Origin of the sequence: Streptomyces sp. NBC_00234, from assembly GCF_036195325.1 — a bacterium.
Taxonomy (GTDB): domain Bacteria; phylum Actinomycetota; class Actinomycetes; order Streptomycetales; family Streptomycetaceae; genus Streptomyces.
This window is the reverse complement of record NZ_CP108101.1, coordinates 1,565,408-1,581,986: the sequence shown is the minus strand read 5'-3', so window position 1 is coordinate 1,581,986 and position 16,579 is coordinate 1,565,408. Positions and strand designations below refer to the sequence as shown.

The 16,579-nt window shown below is 68.3% G+C and carries 13 protein-coding genes and 1 pseudogene; 11 read left to right on the top strand and 3 right to left on the bottom strand.

Annotated features, from left to right (window positions below):
• The first annotated feature begins 33 nt into the window (after window positions 1-33).
• The 3 genes from metH (at window position 34) to OG230_RS06785 (ending at window position 6,333) form a co-directional block, all read left to right on the top strand.
• A complete protein-coding gene (gene metH / locus OG230_RS06795; protein ID WP_328909213.1) occupies window positions 34-3,546 on the top strand; it encodes a methionine synthase in 3,513 nt (1,170 codons plus the stop codon).
• Between the two features lie 118 nt (window positions 3,547-3,664).
• The gene (locus tag OG230_RS06790) at window positions 3,665-4,366 is read left to right on the top strand and encodes an HAD family hydrolase (RefSeq protein WP_328909212.1); all 702 of its coding nucleotides are present in this window, start codon (window positions 3,665-3,667) and stop codon (window positions 4,364-4,366) included.
• Between the two features lie 365 nt (window positions 4,367-4,731).
• Window positions 4,732-6,333 (top strand): ABC transporter substrate-binding protein, encoded by a 1,602-nt coding sequence (locus OG230_RS06785; protein WP_328909211.1) that lies wholly within the window; start codon window positions 4,732-4,734, stop codon window positions 6,331-6,333.
• Between the two features lie 58 nt (window positions 6,334-6,391).
• On the opposite strand, the gene OG230_RS06780 is transcribed toward OG230_RS06785, so the two are convergent.
• Both OG230_RS06780 and OG230_RS06775 read right to left on the bottom strand, forming a co-directional pair.
• Window positions 6,392-7,063, bottom strand: coding sequence for a response regulator transcription factor (locus tag OG230_RS06780; RefSeq protein ID WP_328909210.1), 672 nt, complete (start codon window positions 7,061-7,063; stop codon window positions 6,392-6,394).
• 9 nt (window positions 7,064-7,072) lie between these two features.
• The gene (locus OG230_RS06775) at window positions 7,073-7,918 is read right to left on the bottom strand and encodes a RecB family exonuclease (protein ID WP_328911327.1); all 846 of its coding nucleotides are present in this window, start codon (window positions 7,916-7,918) and stop codon (window positions 7,073-7,075) included.
• A 171-nt stretch (window positions 7,919-8,089) separates the two neighbouring features.
• Between OG230_RS06775 and OG230_RS06770 the strand changes: the two genes are divergently transcribed.
• From OG230_RS06770 to OG230_RS06760, 3 genes are all read left to right on the top strand, one after another.
• Window positions 8,090-9,340: a site-2 protease family protein gene (locus OG230_RS06770; protein ID WP_328911326.1), complete on the top strand. Its 1,251-nt coding sequence runs from the start codon at window positions 8,090-8,092 to the stop codon at window positions 9,338-9,340.
• Between the two features lie 61 nt (window positions 9,341-9,401).
• Entirely contained in the window at window positions 9,402-10,301 is a 900-nt protein-coding gene (locus tag OG230_RS06765; protein WP_328909209.1) for a tRNA (adenine-N1)-methyltransferase, read from the top strand.
• Between the two features lie 212 nt (window positions 10,302-10,513).
• Complete coding sequence (locus OG230_RS06760; protein ID WP_328909208.1) at window positions 10,514-11,092, top strand: hypothetical protein; 579 nt, start codon at window positions 10,514-10,516, stop codon at window positions 11,090-11,092.
• A 4-nt stretch (window positions 11,093-11,096) separates the two neighbouring features.
• Here OG230_RS06760 and OG230_RS06755 read toward each other — a convergent pair whose 3' ends face one another.
• Window positions 11,097-11,408, bottom strand: coding sequence for a ferredoxin (locus tag OG230_RS06755; protein ID WP_328909207.1), 312 nt, complete (start codon window positions 11,406-11,408; stop codon window positions 11,097-11,099).
• A gap of 240 nt (window positions 11,409-11,648) precedes the next feature.
• On the opposite strand from OG230_RS06755, the gene arc reads away from it, so the two are divergent.
• From arc to prcB, 5 genes and pseudogenes are all read left to right on the top strand, one after another.
• The gene (gene arc, locus OG230_RS06750) at window positions 11,649-13,415 is read left to right on the top strand and encodes a proteasome ATPase (RefSeq protein WP_328909206.1); all 1,767 of its coding nucleotides are present in this window, start codon (window positions 11,649-11,651) and stop codon (window positions 13,413-13,415) included.
• Window positions 13,416-13,651: 236 nt separating this feature from the next.
• Window positions 13,652-15,163, top strand: coding sequence for a depupylase/deamidase Dop (gene dop, locus OG230_RS06745; RefSeq protein WP_328909205.1), 1,512 nt, complete (start codon window positions 13,652-13,654; stop codon window positions 15,161-15,163).
• 120 nt (window positions 15,164-15,283) lie between these two features.
• Complete coding sequence (locus OG230_RS06740) at window positions 15,284-15,502, top strand: ubiquitin-like protein Pup (RefSeq protein ID WP_003970166.1); 219 nt, start codon at window positions 15,284-15,286, stop codon at window positions 15,500-15,502.
• Window positions 15,503-15,548: 46 nt separating this feature from the next.
• Window positions 15,549-15,728, top strand: a pseudogene (locus OG230_RS06735) (endonuclease domain-containing protein); the annotation flags it as partial.
• Complete coding sequence (gene prcB / locus OG230_RS06730; protein WP_328909204.1) at window positions 15,680-16,525, top strand: proteasome subunit beta; 846 nt, start codon at window positions 15,680-15,682, stop codon at window positions 16,523-16,525. The pseudogene OG230_RS06735 and the gene prcB, both read left to right, overlap by 49 nt.
• Window positions 16,526-16,579 lie beyond the last annotated feature (54 nt).

Genomic DNA, 16,579 nt, shown 5'->3' with positions numbered 1-16,579 from the left:
GCCGACAGCCGTCGCATCCCAGGGAGAACATCCATGGCCCCGCAGCCGACCCCTTCCGCTGACAGCCGGAACCGAGCCGAAGCCCTCCGCGAGGCGCTCGCCACACGGGTGGTGGTAGCAGACGGTGCCATGGGCACGATGCTGCAGGCGCAGGACCCCACCCTTGCGGACTTCGAGAACCTCGAAGGCTGCAACGAGATCCTCAACGTCACCCGCCCGGACATCGTCCGCTCCGTGCACGAGGAGTATTTCGCGGTCGGCGTGGACTGCGTCGAGACGAACACCTTCGGTGCGAATCACTCGGCGGCCAACGAGTACGAGATCGCCGACCGGATCGTCGAGCTGTCCGAGGCAGGCGCCCGGATCGCGCGCGAGGTCGCGGACGAGTTCGCGGCCAAGGACGGCCGTCAGCGCTGGGTCCTCGGATCCGTGGGTCCGGGCACCAAACTGCCCACGCTCGGCCACATCGCGTACGACGTCCTGCGCGACGGCTACCAGCAGAACGCCGAGGGCCTGCTCGCCGGTGGCGCCGACGCGCTGATCGTGGAGACCACGCAGGACCTGCTGCAGACGAAGTCGAGCCTGATCGGCGCGCGGCGGGCGATGGACGCCCTGGGTGTGGACGTACCCCTGATCTGTTCGCTCGCCTTCGAGACGACCGGCGTCATGCTGCTCGGCTCCGAGATCGGTGCCGCGCTGACCGCCCTGGAACCGCTGGGCATCGACCTGATCGGGCTGAACTGCTCGACGGGCCCGGCCGAGATGAGCGAGCACCTGCGCTATCTGGCCCGGCACTCCCGTACGCCGCTGATGTGCATGCCGAACGCCGGCCTGCCCGTGCTGACCAAGGACGGCGCGCACTTCCCGCTGACCGCGCCCGAGATGGCCGACGCGCAGGAGAACTTCGTACGGGACTACGGCCTCCAGCTCGTCGGCGGCTGCTGCGGCTCGACACCCGAGCACATGCGCCAGGTCGTCGAGCGCGTCCGCGGCATGACGCCGGGCGCGCGCGACCCGCGCCCCGAGCCGGGTGCCTCCTCGCTCTACCAGACCGTGTCCTTCCGCCAGGACACCTCGTACATGGCGATCGGCGAGCGCACCAACGCCAACGGCTCGAAGAAGTTCCGCGAGGCCATGCTGGAAGCCCGCTGGGACGACTGCGTCGAGATGGCCCGCGACCAGATCCGCGAAGGCGCGCACATGCTCGACCTCTGCGTCGACTACGTGGGCCGGGACGGCGTCGCCGACATGGAGCGGCTGGCCGGGCTCTTCGCCACCGCTTCCACGCTCCCCATCGTGCTCGACTCCACCGAGGTCGACGTCATCCGCGCCGGCCTGGAAAAGCTGGGTGGCCGGGCCGTCATCAACTCCGTCAACTACGAGGACGGCGACGGCCCCGAGTCCCGCTTCGCCAAGGTCACCGCACTGGCGCAGGAGCACGGCGCCGCGCTGATCGCGCTGACCATCGACGAGGAGGGCCAGGCCCGGACGCCCGAGCACAAGGTCGCCATCGCCGAGCGGCTCATCGCCGACCTCACCGGCAACTGGGGGGTGCATGAGTCCGACATCCTCATCGACACCCTGACCTTCACCATCTGTACCGGTCAGGAGGAGTCCCGCAAGGACGGCATCGCCACCATCGAGGCCATCCGCGAACTCAAGCGCCGCCACCCCGACGTACAGACCACGCTCGGTCTTTCCAACATCTCCTTCGGCCTCAACCCGGCCGCCCGCGTCGTCCTGAACTCCGTCTTCCTCGACGAGTGCGTCAAGGCCGGACTGGACTCCGCGATCGTGCACGCCTCCAAGATCCTGCCGATCGCGCGTCTGGAGGAGGAGCAGGTCAAGGTCGCCCTCGACCTGATCTACGACCGCCGTGCCGAGGGCTACGACCCCCTCCAGAAGCTCATGGAGCTCTTCGAGGGCGTCAACATGAAGTCGATGAAGGCGGGCCGCGCCGAGGAACTCCTCGCCCTCCCGCTGGACGAACGCCTCCAGCGCCGCATCATCGACGGCGAGAAGAACGGCCTCCAGGCCGACCTCGACGAGGCCCTGCAGACCCGCGCGGCCCTGGACATCGTCAACGACACCCTCCTGGAGGGCATGAAGGTCGTCGGCGAACTCTTCGGCTCCGGCCAGATGCAGCTGCCGTTCGTGCTCCAGTCCGCCGAGGTCATGAAGAACGCGGTCGCCCACCTGGAGCCGCACATGGAGAAGTCCGACGCGGAGGGCAAGGGCACCATCGTGCTGGCCACCGTGCGCGGCGACGTCCACGACATCGGCAAGAACCTCGTCGACATCATCCTCACCAACAACGGCTACAACGTCGTCAACCTGGGCATCAAGCAGCCCGTCTCCGCGATCCTGGAGGCCGCCGAGGAGCACCGGGCCGATGTCATCGGCATGTCCGGTCTCCTGGTGAAGTCGACCGTGATCATGAAGGAGAACCTGGAGGAGCTCAACCAGCGCAAGATGGCCGCGGACTTCCCGGTCATCCTGGGCGGGGCCGCCCTCACCAGGGCCTACGTCGAGCAGGACCTGCACGAGATCTACGAGGGCGAGGTCCGCTACGCCCGCGACGCGTTCGAGGGGCTGCGGCTCATGGACGCCCTGATCGGCATCAAGCGCGGCGTCCCCGGCGCGGTGCTCCCGGAGCTGAAGCAGCGCCGCGTCGCCAGGAAGGAGACCGCCGTCCTGGAGGTCGAGGAGCCGGAGGCCGGTGTCCGCTCCGACGTGGCCACCGACAACCCGGTCCCCGAGCCGCCCTTCTGGGGCACCCGGGTCGTCAAGGGGATCCAGCTCAAGGAGTACGCCTCCTGGCTGGACGAGGGCGCGCTCTTCAAGGGCCAGTGGGGCCTCAAGCAGGCCCGGGCCGGCGACGGACCGACGTACGAGGAACTGGTCGAGACCGAGGGCCGCCCGCACCTGCGCGGCTGGCTCGACAAGCTCCACACCGAGAACATGCTGGAGGCGGCCGTCGTCTACGGCTACTTCCCCTGTGTGTCCAAGGGCGACGACCTGATCCTGCTGCACGAGGACGGTTCGGAGCGCACCCGCTTCACCTTCCCGCGCCAGCGCCGGGGCCGCCGCCTGTGCCTGGCGGACTTCTTCCGCCCGGAGGAGTCCGGCGAGCGGGACGTGATCGGCCTCCAGGTCGTCACCGTCGGCTCGAAGATCGGCGAGGCCACGGCGGAGCTCTTCGGGGCCAACTCCTACCGCGACTACCTGGAGCTGCACGGTCTGTCCGTCCAGCTGGCCGAGGCGCTGGCCGAGTACTGGCACGCCCGGGTCCGCAGCGAGCTGGGCTTCGGTGGTGAGGACCCGGCCGAGGTGGAGGACATGTTCGCGCTGAAGTACCGCGGTGCGCGCTTCTCCCTCGGCTACGGCGCCTGTCCCGATCTGGAGGACCGGGCGAAGATCGCCGAGCTCCTGGAGCCGGAGCGGATCGGGGTCAAGCTCTCCGAGGAGTTCCAGCTGCACCCCGAGCAGTCGACGGACGCGATCGTCATCCACCACCCCGAGGCGAAGTACTTCAACGCGCGGTAGCGGGTCCGTACGGGCGCCACGGGCGGGCAAGTCGTAGACTGGTTGGTCCACTGCAGGCCGGTCGCCGTTCCCGACAGGGAATGGCGGTCGGCCTTCTCGTCCCCACGGAGGAGTACGGATGACCAGTACGGTCCCCGCGTCCCTGACTCGCACGGCCGACGGCTCCACGCTGCAGGCCGTCTTCCTCGACATGGACGGCACCCTGGTCGACACCGAGGGCTTCTGGTGGGATGCGGAGGTCGAGGTCTTCGCCGGCCTCGGTCACCGGCTCGACGAAGCCTGGCGCGATGTGGTCGTGGGCGGCCCGATGACCCGCAGCGCCGGCTATCTCATCGATGCGACCGGCGCGGACATCAGGCTGGACGAGCTCACGGTGCTGCTCAACGACAGTTTCGAGGCCCGCATCGACCGCGGCGTGCCGCTGATGCCGGGTGCCGCACGGCTGCTCGCCGAACTCGCGGCGCACCGCGTGCCCACCGCGCTGGTCTCGGCCTCGCACCGGCGGATCATCGACCGGGTGCTGGACTCGGTCGGTCACCACCACTTCGGCCTCACGGTCGCCGGCGACGAGGTCACCCGGACCAAGCCCCACCCGGAGCCCTACCTCACCGCGGCATCCGGTTTCGGGGCGGATCCCCTGCGCTGCGCCGTCGTCGAGGACACCGCCACCGGGGTCGCCGCCGCGGAGGCCGCGGGCTGCCGGGTGGTGGCCGTACCGTCCGTCGCGCCGATCACACCGGCCGCGGGAAGGGTTGTCGTGGGGTCCCTCGAAGATGTCGATCTCGCATTTCTCCGGGGCCTGGTCACAGGAATCCTCTGATCCGCGCACCGAGCGTGTTCTTGTGAATGTACGGAAAATCTCTCGGTGACGGAACGTGCGCCTTTCATCGCCCTCATGTGTGGATGAATCAGGTTCATGCCAACATGTCGAAAACATCTTGGGTGAGCATCTTGTTGCCCTGTGGGTGATTTGAGTGCCACCTAAAGATGGCGATATGTCTGATTAATTCGACCGGGAGTCCCTGCGCGCCTCGCCCTGTGCGACACCGCATCGGCCCGGGAAATCGATTCACCGTCAATTCGGGCGACCGGTGGATTGTGTGATGAGCAACCACCGGTCAGGCGTCCGCGACTATCCCTACTAATCTCGTTTTCTCACATACCGGAATGAGGGAGAACGTTCAGATGAACCGCAAGACGCTGGTGCTGCCGGCCGTGGTCGGCCTGCTCGCGCCCGTACTCGCCGCCTGCGGCGCGACGGACGGTGGTGACGAGGGCAAGGGCGCCATCGTCGTCGGCACCACGGACCAGTTCATCGCCTCCAAGGACAACCCGGCGCCGCTCGACCCGGCCATCGGGTACGAGGCGGGCGTCTGGAACGTCCTGCGGCAGACCGTGCAGACCCTCATGCACGTGCCGCGCGGCGGCGGTGAGCCCGTGCCCGACGCCGCCAAGAGCTGCGTTTTCACGGACACGGAGAACGAGAGCTACCGCTGCACCCTGCGCAGCGGGCTCACCTTCGCCGACGGCAAGCCGCTCACCCCCGACGACGTGCGGTACTCCATCCAGCGCGTCCTCGACATCAACTCGGACAACGGCCCGGCCGGTCTGCTCGACAACATCGACACGATCGAGACCAAGGGCGACGACCAGATCGTCTTCCACCTGCGCACCCCGGACGCGACCTTCCCGTACAAGCTCGCCACCCCCGCGGCGGGCATCGTCCCGCAGGGCAAGTACCCGGCGAAGAGTGCCCGCGACGGTTTCCAGGTCGACGGCTCCGGCCCGTACACCATGAAGCCCGAGGTCAGGAACAACCAGGTCGACAAGGTCGTCTTCACCAGGAACCCGAACTACAAGGGTGACCTGGACGTCCTCAACGACAAGGTCGAACTGGACCTGTTCCCGGACGCCGCCGCGATGGGCAAGGCGCTGGACGACAAGGAGGTCGACATGATGACCCGCACCATGTCGCCCGAACAGGCCGGCCAGATGCTGCTGAACCCGAAGGACGGCGTCAAGCTCACCGAGATGCCCGGCCTCGCCATCAGCTACCTCGGCTTCAACACGGACGCCCCCTCGGTGAAGAGCAAGGCCGTCCGCCAGGCCATGGCGAGGATCGTCGACCGCGGTGCCATCGCGAGCAAGGTGTACGGCACGACCGCCGAGCCGCTCTACTCGCTGATCCCGTCCAGCATCACCGGCCACACGAACTCGTTCTTCAACAAGTACGGCGAGCCCGACACCGGCAAGGCCGCCGCCACCCTGCGCGCCGCCGGGATCGACACGCCGGTGAAGTTCACGCTGCACTACACGACGGACCACTACGGACCCGCGACCGCGACCGAGTTCGAGACGCTGAAGCAGCAGCTCAACGATTCGAAGCTGTTCGACGTGACCGTCAAGGGCGCACCGTGGTCGGAGTACCGTCCGGCGCAGAAGCGCGGCGACTACGACGTGTACGGCATGGGCTGGTTCCCGGACTTCCCGGACCCGGACAACTACACGGCGCCGTTCCTGGACAAGAACGACTTCCTCAACTCGCCCTACCGCTCGGCGATGGCCGAGAACACCCTCATCCCGCAGTCGCGCCGCGAGGCCGACCGCAGTGCCGCGTCGAAGACCTTCGAGCGCCTCCAGGACATCGTCGCGGACGACGTCCCCGTCCTGCCGATCTGGCAGGGCAAGCAGTACATCGCCTCCCGCGAGGGCCTCACCGGAGTGGAATGGGCGGTCAACTCCTCCGCCGACCTCCAGCTCTGGGAGCTCGGGCGCACCAACGCCTGACACGGAGATCCGGTCCGGGGCACGCGCCCCGGACCGGACGTCCGGACCCGCTCCGCTGTTACTGGGCGCCGGGGCGCACCAGTCCGCTCTCGTACGCGTAGACGGCGGCCTGCACGCGGTCGCGCAGTCCGAGCTTCGTCAGCACATGGCCCACATGGGTCTTGACGGTCGTTTCGCTCACGAACAGGTCGGCGGCGATCTCCGCGTTGGAGAGTCCGCGCGCCACCAGCTTCAGCACCTCGACCTCACGGTCCGTCAGCGTGTGCAGGGCGTCCGGGACCGACTCCTCGCCCGAGGGGAGATGGTCCGCGTACTTGTCGAGCAGCCGGCGCGTGATGCTGGGCGCGAGCATCGCCTCGCCCGCCGCGACCACCCGGATGGCCTGCACCAGCTCATTGGCCGGGGCGTCCTTGAGCAGGAAGCCGCTGGCTCCGGCGCGCAGCGCCTCCACCACGTACTCGTCGAGGTCGAAGGTGGTCAGCACCAGCACCTTCGCCGGACCGTCACGGCCCGGACCGGTGATCTGGCGGGTGGCCTCGACCCCGTCCATCCGGGGCATCCGGATATCCATCAGTACGACATCGGGCTGCAGCGCCCGCACCTGATCGATGGCCTGGAGACCGTCACCGGCCTCTCCGACCACCGCGAGATCCCCCTCCGCCTCCAGGATCATCCGGAAGCCGGTGCGCAGCAGCGGTTGGTCATCGACCAGAAGGACGCGGATCGCCACGAAATCTCCTTAAGGGCCTTCGAGGGCCACCGGTTGGCCGGCCTCGGCCCGGACCGGTCCCATTCTGCCCTGGACGTCCTCCTCCGAGGCCGCCGGGCGTACCGACAAGGGGTAGACCGGGGGAGTACCGCCGAATTCCGGACAGACCGCGCGGTGGTCGCACCAGCCGCAGAGCTTCGTCGGCCGGGGCCGCCACTCGCCGCTCTCCGTCGCCTCCCGGATCGCCTTCCAGAGCGCCAGGAGCTTGCGCTCCACCCGCTCCAGGTCCGCCTCCACGGGGTCGTACGTCAGGACGTCGCCGCTGCCCAGATAGACCAGCTGCAGGCGCCGCGGAACCACCTTTTTCAGCCGCCAGATCACCAGGGCGTAGAACTTCATCTGGAACAGCGCGCCCTCCGCGTACTCCGGACGCGGCGCCTTGCCCGTCTTGTAGTCCACGATCCGGACCTCGCCCGTCGGCGCCACGTCGACCCGGTCGATCACCCCGCGCAGCCGCAGCCCGGACTCCAGCTCCGTCTCGACGAACAGCTCCCGCTCGGCCGGCTCCAGGCGGGTCGGGTCCTCCAGCGAGAACCACCGCTCCACCAACTGTCCGGCCTCGCCGAGCCACCGGGAGAGACGCTCGCCCTCCGCGTCGTCCGAGAACAGCTCCGTCAGCTCCGGCTTCGACTCCAGCAGCCGGTCCCACTGGCCGGGAACCATCGCCCGCGCCCGCGGAGCCGTGCGGTCCGCCGCCGGGTCGTCGAAGAGACGCTCCAGGACCGCGTGGACCAGCGTGCCCCGGGTAGCCGCCTCACTGGGCTTCTCGGGAAGTCTGTCGATGACCCGGAAGCGGTACAGCAGGGGACACTGCATGAAATCGCTCGCCCGCGACGGCGACAACGAGGTGGGTGGCTGAGGCGGCCGGGGTACGGAGGTCATGTCGCAGACCCTACGGCCCGCCACTGACAGCGGGCGGAATACCATCGACGACAGACCCTCGCACACTGCATGATCGTGGCAAACGCCACCGACCGAAGGGACCCCGTGGACGACAGCGGCGACAGCGGGCAGCCGCAGCCCGGCGCAGGGGGCAAGGACCCGAGCACCGGGCCCGACAAGGGCGGGCCGCAGCGCCCGGCAGAGCCCGGCGGCGGCATTCTCATGGGCCGCCCCTTCGGCGTGCCGGTCTACGTGGCGCCCAGCTGGTTCGTCGTCGCGGCGCTCATCACCTGGGTCTTCGGCGGCCAGCTGGAGCGCGTCCTGCCCGAACTGGGAAACACCCGCTACCTGGTCTCGCTCTTCTTCGCGATCGCCTTCTACGCCTCCGTACTCGTCCACGAGCTCGCCCACACGGTCGCGGCACTGCGCTACAAGCTCCCGGTCCGGCGCATCCAGCTCCAGTTCTTCGGCGGCGTCTCCGAGATCGAGAAGGAGTCCGAGACACCCGGCCGCGAGTTCGTCCTCGCCTTCGTCGGCCCGCTGCTCTCGCTGGTCCTCGCCGGTGTCTTCTACGCCGGCATGCAGTTCGTCGACCCGCCCACCGTCCCCGGTGTGCTCCTCGCGGGGCTGATGATCTCCAACCTCCTCGTCGCCGCCTTCAATCTGCTCCCCGGCCTGCCGCTCGACGGCGGACGCATGCTGCGCGCCGTGGTCTGGAAGATCACGGGCAAGCCGATGAGCGGCACCATCGCCGCCGCCTGGGTCGGCCGGGGCCTCGCCGTCTGCGTCCTCATCGGGCTCCCGCTCCTCACCCACACCGGAGCGCTCGGCAACGCCACCGAAGAGATCTCGGGCGTGGAGACCGTCACCGACGCCCTGCTCGCCGCCATCCTCGCCGGGATCATCTGGACGGGCGCCGGAAACAGCCTGCGCATGGCCCGCCTCCGCGAGCACCTCCCCGACCTGCGGGCCCGCACCCTCACCCGGCGCGCCGTACCCGTCGAGTCCGCGACGCCCCTCTCCGAGGCGCTGCGCCGGGCCAACGAGGCGGGAGCCCGCGCCCTCGTCGTCGTCGACGGACAGGGCAACCCCAAGGGCGTGGTGCGCGAGGCCGCCATCGCCGGTGTCCCCGAGCACCGCCGCCCCTGGGTGGCCGTCAGCGGCCTCTCCCAGGACCTCACCGACGGCATGAGGGTCCCCGCCGAACTCGCCGGAGAAGCCCTCCTCGACCGGCTCAAGGCGACACCGGCCACCGAGTACCTCGTCGTCGAGGAGACCGGTGAGATCTACGGAGTCCTGTCCACCGCCGACGTCGAACGCGCTTTCGTCGCCGCGATGGCCCGCCCGGGAGCCTGATCCCCGGCCGCGCCCCCCACCGGGCGGTCGGAGCCCCCTGAAACACCGGTACGCTGGCCACATGTCTGAACCGACCGGTGCCGCCCGCCGTCGTGGGCCCTTCAAGGTCGGGGACCAGGTACAGCTCACCGACCCCAAGGGACGCCACTACACCTTCACGCTCGAAGCCGGAAAGAATTTCCACACCCACAAGGGTTCTTTCCCGCACGACGAGCTGATCGGTGCTCCCGAGGGCAGTGTTGTCCGCACCACGGGAAACGTCGCCTACCTCGCGCTGCGCCCCCTGCTCCCCGACTACGTCCTGTCCATGCCCCGCGGTGCCGCCGTGGTCTACCCGAAGGACGCGGGGCAGATCCTGGCCTTCGGCGACATCTTCCCCGGCGCCCGCGTCGTGGAGGCCGGCGTCGGGTCGGGCGCGCTCAGCACCTTCCTCCTGCGCGCCATCGGCGAGCAGGGCATGCTGCACTCCTACGAGCGCCGCGAGGACTTCGCCGAGATCGCCCAGCAGAACGTCGAGCGCTACTTCGGCTCCCCGCACCCCGCCTGGCAGCTCACCGTCGGTGACCTCCAGGACAACCTCTCGGACACCGACGTCGACCGGGTCGTCCTGGACATGCTCGCGCCGTGGGAGTGCCTCGAAGCCGTCTCCAAGGCCCTCGTGCCCGGCGGCATCCTCTGCGCGTACGTCGCCACCACCACCCAGCTCTCGCGGACCGTCGAGTCCATCCGCGAGATCGGCTGCTTCGCCGAGCCGCAGCCCTGGGAGTCGATGATCCGCAACTGGCACGTCGAGGGTCTGGCCGTCCGGCCCGACCACCGGATGATCGGCCACACCGGCTTCCTCGTCACCGCCCGCCGCCTCGCGGACGGCGTCGAGCCCCCGCTGCGCCGCCGCCGCCCGTCCAAGGGCGCCTACGGCGACGACTACGACGGCCCGGGCAGCACCTCCTCCCGCGCCTGACCCCGTCACAACGCTCGGGCGCCGCTGCCGAGTTCTCCGGACCGACCCGGGAACTCGGCAGCGGCGCCTTTTCGTTGCCCCGCCCAACCCGGGCCGACCCCACCGTTCCGCTGCCGTGTGAGGTGTGGCACGATGCTGGCCACCCCCCGCCCGCCGACGCCCGTTCGGCACCGCCTTCCCAGGCCCCCCAGGAACCACAGGAGACATACCGCGTGCAGACCTCCGCGCTCCCGGACCTCGCGCACACCGACGCCAAGCCGGTGCACTGGCTCGCTACGGCCGCGGCGATGGCCGCCGTCGTCGCCTTCGCGGGCCTGCTCCAGCCCGACACGGCCACCGCGACCGCCTCGGCCCACGCCTCCGCGTCCCGGCCGGGCGGCGCCCCCGTGGCCGCCCCGGACGCGGCAGCCGCGGCCTATCCGCTCGACTGTGCCGGCGCGAAGAGCGTGGTCGCCGACGAAGCCCCCGGAGACCTCGACGGGGACGGCAGCCCCGAGACCGTGGCCGTGGTCCACTGCGACGCGGGCTCCGGCACGCCGCCCAGCGGCGTCTACGTCCTGACACGCGGAAGCGGGGCCGCACCCAGGGTCGTCGCGACCCTGGTGGACCCCGCTCACAGGAAGACGGTCACCGACTTCGCCGTGCACGACGGAGTCGTCTCCGCGACCCTGCTCGGATACTCCTCGATGGCGGTGCCGCGCTGCTGCCCCGACGAGGAGGAGAAGGTCAGCTGGCAGTGGAAGGGCAACGCCTTCGTGAGGTCCGGCCAGGACCTCGCCCGGAGTGCCTGAGCGGTTACTCTGCGTCCGGACCAAAAACTTCGACGCTGTCCGAAACGCGTCGTACATGAATGCAGTCGCCGGGGCACTCCTTGGCCGAATCGACCACGTCCTGGAGCAGCGGAAGCGGCACCGGGGTCGTCGCGCCCTTGTCCTGGAGCAGCTCGTCGTCGCCGCTCTTCACGTATGCCAGACCATCGATGTCCAGCTCGAACACCTCAGGTGCGTACTGCACACAGATGCCGTCCCCCGTGCAGAGGTCCTGATCGATCCAGACCTCCAGATCCTGCGTCTCGCCGTCGCCCGGAGCGTCCTGCCGCACGGTCATGTGTCCTGCCGTTCCCTGCGTATCTGAACCAAATGGAGCCAGCCCTGACGGGTGTTGAACGCTTCGACGATACAACCGGCCGCTTTCCGGTGCTCAAAGTGGGTATTCCCTTGGCGTGAGGGAGAGCGCAAGGGTGAAGATCGGACACGCCCCGCAGTCTTTGTGATCTAGGGGTTTCAATCATCACCCACCCAGGTAGGGTCAGGAAGCGTCCAGCTCCCCTTGGAGGAGGTGAGGACCGTGGCAGCCCACGACGACGACATCAACCGCGGCATCCGGCCCGGGCGGGGGTCAGAAGACCCAGCCGGCCAGGTTGCCTATCTCGAGCAGGAAATCGCCGTCCTGCGACGTAAGCTCGCCGACTCTCCGCGTCATACGAGGATTCTCGAAGAGCGGATCGTCGAGTTGCAGACCAATCTGGCCGGCGTGTCCGCTCAGAACGAGCGGCTCGCCAATACGCTCCGCGAGGCCCGAGACCAGATCGTGGCTCTCAAGGAGGAGGTCGACCGGCTCGCACAGCCGCCGGCCGGCTTCGGTGTCTTCCTGCAGTCCAACGAGGACGGCACCTGCGACATCTTCACCGGGGGCCGCAAGCTCCGGGTGAACGTCAGCCCCAGCGTGGAACTCGACGACCTCAGACGAGGTCAGGAAGTCATGCTCAACGAAGCGCTCAACGTGGTCGAGGCCATGGCGTACGAGCGGGCCGGGGACATCGTCACCCTCAAGGAGATCCTCGAGGACGGCGAACGCGCCCTGGTGATCGGGCACACCGACGAGGAACGGGTGGTGCGGCTCGCCGAGCCGCTGCTGGACATCACCATCCGGCCCGGCGACGCCCTGCTGCTGGAGCCCAGGTCCGGCTACGTCTACGAAGTGGTGCCGAAGAGCGAGGTCGAGGAACTGGTCCTCGAAGAGGTTCCGGACATCGACTACGACAAGATCGGCGGCCTGGGCGACCAGATCGAACTGATCCGCGACGCGGTCGAGCTTCCGTACCTCCACCCCGACCTCTTCAAGGAGCACGAACTGCGTCCGCCGAAGGGCATCCTGCTCTACGGCCCGCCCGGCTGCGGCAAGACGCTCATCGCCAAGGCCGTGGCCAACTCCCTCGCCAAGAAGGTCGCCGAGGTCACCGGACAGCCCGCGGGGAAGAGCTACTTCCTCAATATCAAGGGCCCCGAGCTCCTCAACAAGTACGTCGGCGAGACCGAGCGGCACATCCGCCTGGTCTTCCAGCGTGCCCGGGAGAAGGCGAGCGAGGGGACCCCCGTCATCGTCTTCTTCGACGAGATGGAATCCCTCTTCCGCACCCGTGGTTCCGGTGTCAGCTCGGACGTGGAGAACACCATCGTCCCCCAGCTGCTCGCCGAGATCGACGGTGTGGAGGGCCTGGAGAACGTCATCGTCATCGGCGCTTCCAACCGCGAGGACATGATCGACCCCGCCATCCTGCGGCCCGGCCGTCTCGATGTGAAGATCAAGATCGAGCGTCCGGACGCGGAGGCCGCGAAGGACATCTTCGCGAAGTACCTGACGCCTTCGCTGCCGCTCCACGCGGACGATCTGGCCGAGCACACCGGCTCCAAGCCGGCTGCCGCCCACGCCATGATCCAGTCCGTCGTGGAGAGGATGTACACCGAGTCCGAGGAGAACCGCTTCCTCGAGGTCACCTATGCCAACGGTGACAAGGAAGTCCTGTACTTCAAGGACTTCAACTCCGGAGCGATGATTCAGAACATCGTCGACCGGGCAAAGAAGATGGCCATCAAGGCATTCCTCGAACACGGCCAAAAGGGCCTTCGGGTCTCCCACCTCCTCCAGGCATGCGTGGACGAGTTCAAGGAGAACGAGGACCTGCCCAACACGACCAACCCGGACGACTGGGCCAGGATTTCCGGAAAGAAGGGTGAGCGGATCGTCTTCATCCGCACGCTCGTCACCGGAAAGCAGGGCGCGGACACCGGACGCTCCATCGACACAGTGGCAAATACCGGGCAGTACCTGTAAAACGCAGACCGGCTGCGGATGCCCGGCCGGGCATCCGCAGCCGGTTGTTTTCTCGGCGGCTCCGGCCATATCGGAGCAATGACGAAATTGATCTCCCCACCGGCGCAATGGCGCTCTAGGCTCTGCCGTACCGCCGAGTCGCGCAGTGCGGGGACGGGCACCGCACACCCACCGGACAAGCAGCGGTACTTGAGCGCCGCTCCCGGAGGGGAGCGCCGCCGGGCAAGGAGGGCCGCATGACCGTACGGCGAGTAATGGGCATCGAGACCGAGTACGGGATCTCCGTCCCCGGCCACCCCAACGCCAATGCCATGCTCACCTCGTCCCAGATCGTCAACGCGTACGCGGCGGCGATGCACCGGGCGCGCCGCGCCCGCTGGGACTTCGAGGAGGAGAATCCGCTGCGCGACGCGCGAGGCTTCGACCTCGCCCGCGAGACGGCCGACTCGAGCCAGCTCACCGACGAGGACATCGGCCTGGCCAATGTGATCCTCACCAACGGTGCCCGGCTGTACGTCGACCACGCGCACCCCGAATACAGCTCACCCGAGATCACCAACCCGCGCGACGCGGTGCTCTGGGACAAGGCCGGCGAGCGGATCATGGCGGAGGCCGCCGAGCGGGCCGCCGCGATCCCGGGCGCCCAGCCGATCCACCTCTACAAGAACAACACCGACAACAAGGGCGCCTCGTACGGCACGCACGAGAACTACCTGATGAAGCGGGAGACCCCGTTCTCGGACATCGTGCGCCACCTCACCCCCTTCTTCGTCTCCCGCCAGGTCGTCACCGGCGCGGGCCGGGTCGGCATCGGTCAGGACGGCCACGAGCACGGCTTCCAGATCAGCCAGCGGGCCGACTACTTCGAGGTCGAGGTGGGCCTGGAGACCACGCTCAAGCGCCCCATCATCAACACCCGCGACGAACCCCACTCCGACGCCGAGAGGTACCGCCGGCTGCATGTGATCATCGGCGACGCGAACCTGTCGGAGATCTCGACGTACCTGAAGCTGGGGACGACGGCCCTGATCCTGTCGATGATCGAGGACGGCTTCATCAACGTCGACCTCGCCGTCGACCAGCCGGTGCGCACCCTGCACCAGGTCTCCCACGACCCCACGCTGAAGCAGCTGATCACGCTGCGCAGCGGGCGGACACTCACCGCTGTGCAGCTCCAGATGGAGTATTTCGAGCTCGGCCGCAAATATGTCGAGGAGAAGTACGGCGCGGACGCCGACGAGCAGACGAAGGATGTCCTGATCCGCTGGGAGGACACGCTCAACCGGCTGGAGAACGATCCGATGAGCCTCTCCGGCGAGCTGGACTGGATCGCCAAGAAGGAGCTCATGGAGGGCTACCGGCGCCGCGACGGTCTCGACTGGGATGCCCCGCGTCTGCACCTGGTGGACCTCCAGTACGCCGATGTACGGGCCGACAAGGGCCTCTACAACCGTCTGGCGGCCCGCGGGAAGATGAAGCGCCTGCTGGACGAGAACGACGTCGAGAGGGCCCGTACGAAGCCGCCCGAGGACACCAGGGCGTACTTCCGGGGCCGGTGCCTGGAGCAGTACGCGGACGACGTCGCCGCGGCCTCCTGGGATTCGGTCATCTTCGACCTGCCCGACCACGACTCCCTGCAGCGGGTGCCGACCATGGAGCCGCTGCGCGGGACGCGCGAGCACGTCAAGGACCTCCTGGACCGCTGCCGTACCGCGGAAGAGCTGGTCCGGGTGCTTTCGGGCGGCTGAAAGGGCCGCCGGCTGGGAATCATTCCGATGACCTCCGGACGTTGAGACAAGTACCGGGCCAATGTCGGACCCCATGGGTAGGGTCTGATCAAGTGCTTCGAACCGAGCGGGGTGAGCTACATGGCGACCAAGGACACCGGCGGCGGACAGCAGAAGGCGACGCGTTCCACCGAGGAGGTCGAGGAGCAGGCGCAGGACGCGCAGGCTTCCGAGGACCTCGCGGAGCGGCAGGAGAAGCTGAGCGACGACGTCGACTCGGTACTGGACGAGATCGACGACGTCCTGGAGGAGAACGCGGAGGACTTCGTGCGGTCTTTCGTTCAGAAGGGTGGACAGTAGTCCACGCATGTGAACGAGGTGGAAAGTGCGTCCCGGCCTCCGACTTCATGTGGATCAATGCCACAGGACGGGTAGGGTCCGGGACGTACAGCGCTTCAACTGCAATTCGGCCATCGGCAAGTTGGGGGATGATCCTGACTCCTTGCGCAGGGCCATCGCATACCTGGAGGGAAACGCGTGGAAGCCAACACTCGTAGCACCGGGCGTCTACCAGCTGCGTTCCTGACGCCGGGTTCGTCCTCGTTCATGGACTTCCTGTCCGACCACTCACCCGAGATGCTGCCCGGCAAGCGGAGCCTGCCGCCGCTGCAGGGGGCCATCGAGGCGCCGCACGGGACGACCATCGTCGCGGCGTCGTTCCCCGGTGGCGTGGTGCTCGCCGGTGACCGGCGGGCGACCATGGGGAACATGATCGCGCAGCGCGATATCGAGAAGGTCTTCCCGGCCGACGAGTACTCGGCGGTGGGCATCGCCGGTACGGCCGGTCTGGCCGTGGAGATGGTCAAGCTGTTCCAGCTGGAGCTGGAGCACTTCGAGAAGGTCGAGGGCGCCACGCTCTCCCTGGAGGGCAAGGCCAACCGGCTCTCCACGATGATCCGCAGCAATCTGGCGATGGCCATGCAGGGCCTCGCCGTCGTCCCGCTCTTCGCGGGCTTCGACGTCGACCGCGAGAAGGGCCGGATCTTCTCGTACGACGTCACCGGCGGCCGGTCCGAGGAGGTCGGCTACGCGGCCACCGGCTCCGGTTCGATCTTCGCCCGTGGATCGATGAAGAAGCTGTACCGCGACGACCTGACGGAGCAGCAGACGCTGACCCTGGTGGTGCAGGCGCTGTACGACGCGGCGGACGACGACTCGGCGACCGGGGGACCGGACGTGGCGCGCCGGATCTATCCGATCGTCACCGTCATCACCGACGAGGGTTTCCGGAGGCTGACCGACGTGGAATCCGCCGAGATCGCCCGCGCGATCCTGGAGCGCCGCATGGAAGAGCCCGACGGGCCGCGCGCCGCGCTGCTCTGACCGGCCTCCCCGCTTCTTCGATGCACTCGTCACTGACAGAAAGGGACGGATAGC

Bases quoted from the DNA above. Each gene is read 5' to 3' on its own strand.
- OG230_RS06785 (WP_328909211.1), top strand. From the start codon at position 4,732: ATGAACCGCAAGACGCTGGTGCTGCCGGCCGTGGTCGGCCTGCTCGCG.
- metH (WP_328909213.1), top strand. From the start codon at position 34: ATGGCCCCGCAGCCGACCCCTTCCGCTGACAGCCGGAACCGAGCCGAA.
- OG230_RS06790 (WP_328909212.1), top strand. From the start codon at position 3,665: ATGACCAGTACGGTCCCCGCGTCCCTGACTCGCACGGCCGACGGCTCC.
- dop (WP_328909205.1), top strand. From the start codon at position 13,652: ATGACCGTACGGCGAGTAATGGGCATCGAGACCGAGTACGGGATCTCC.
- OG230_RS06740 (WP_003970166.1), top strand. From the start codon at position 15,284: ATGGCGACCAAGGACACCGGCGGCGGACAGCAGAAGGCGACGCGTTCC.
- OG230_RS06765 (WP_328909209.1), top strand. From the start codon at position 9,402: ATGTCTGAACCGACCGGTGCCGCCCGCCGTCGTGGGCCCTTCAAGGTC.
- OG230_RS06775 (WP_328911327.1), bottom strand. From the start codon at position 7,918: ATGCAGTGTCCCCTGCTGTACCGCTTCCGGGTCATCGACAGACTTCCC.
- OG230_RS06755 (WP_328909207.1), bottom strand. From the start codon at position 11,408: ATGACCGTGCGGCAGGACGCTCCGGGCGACGGCGAGACGCAGGATCTG.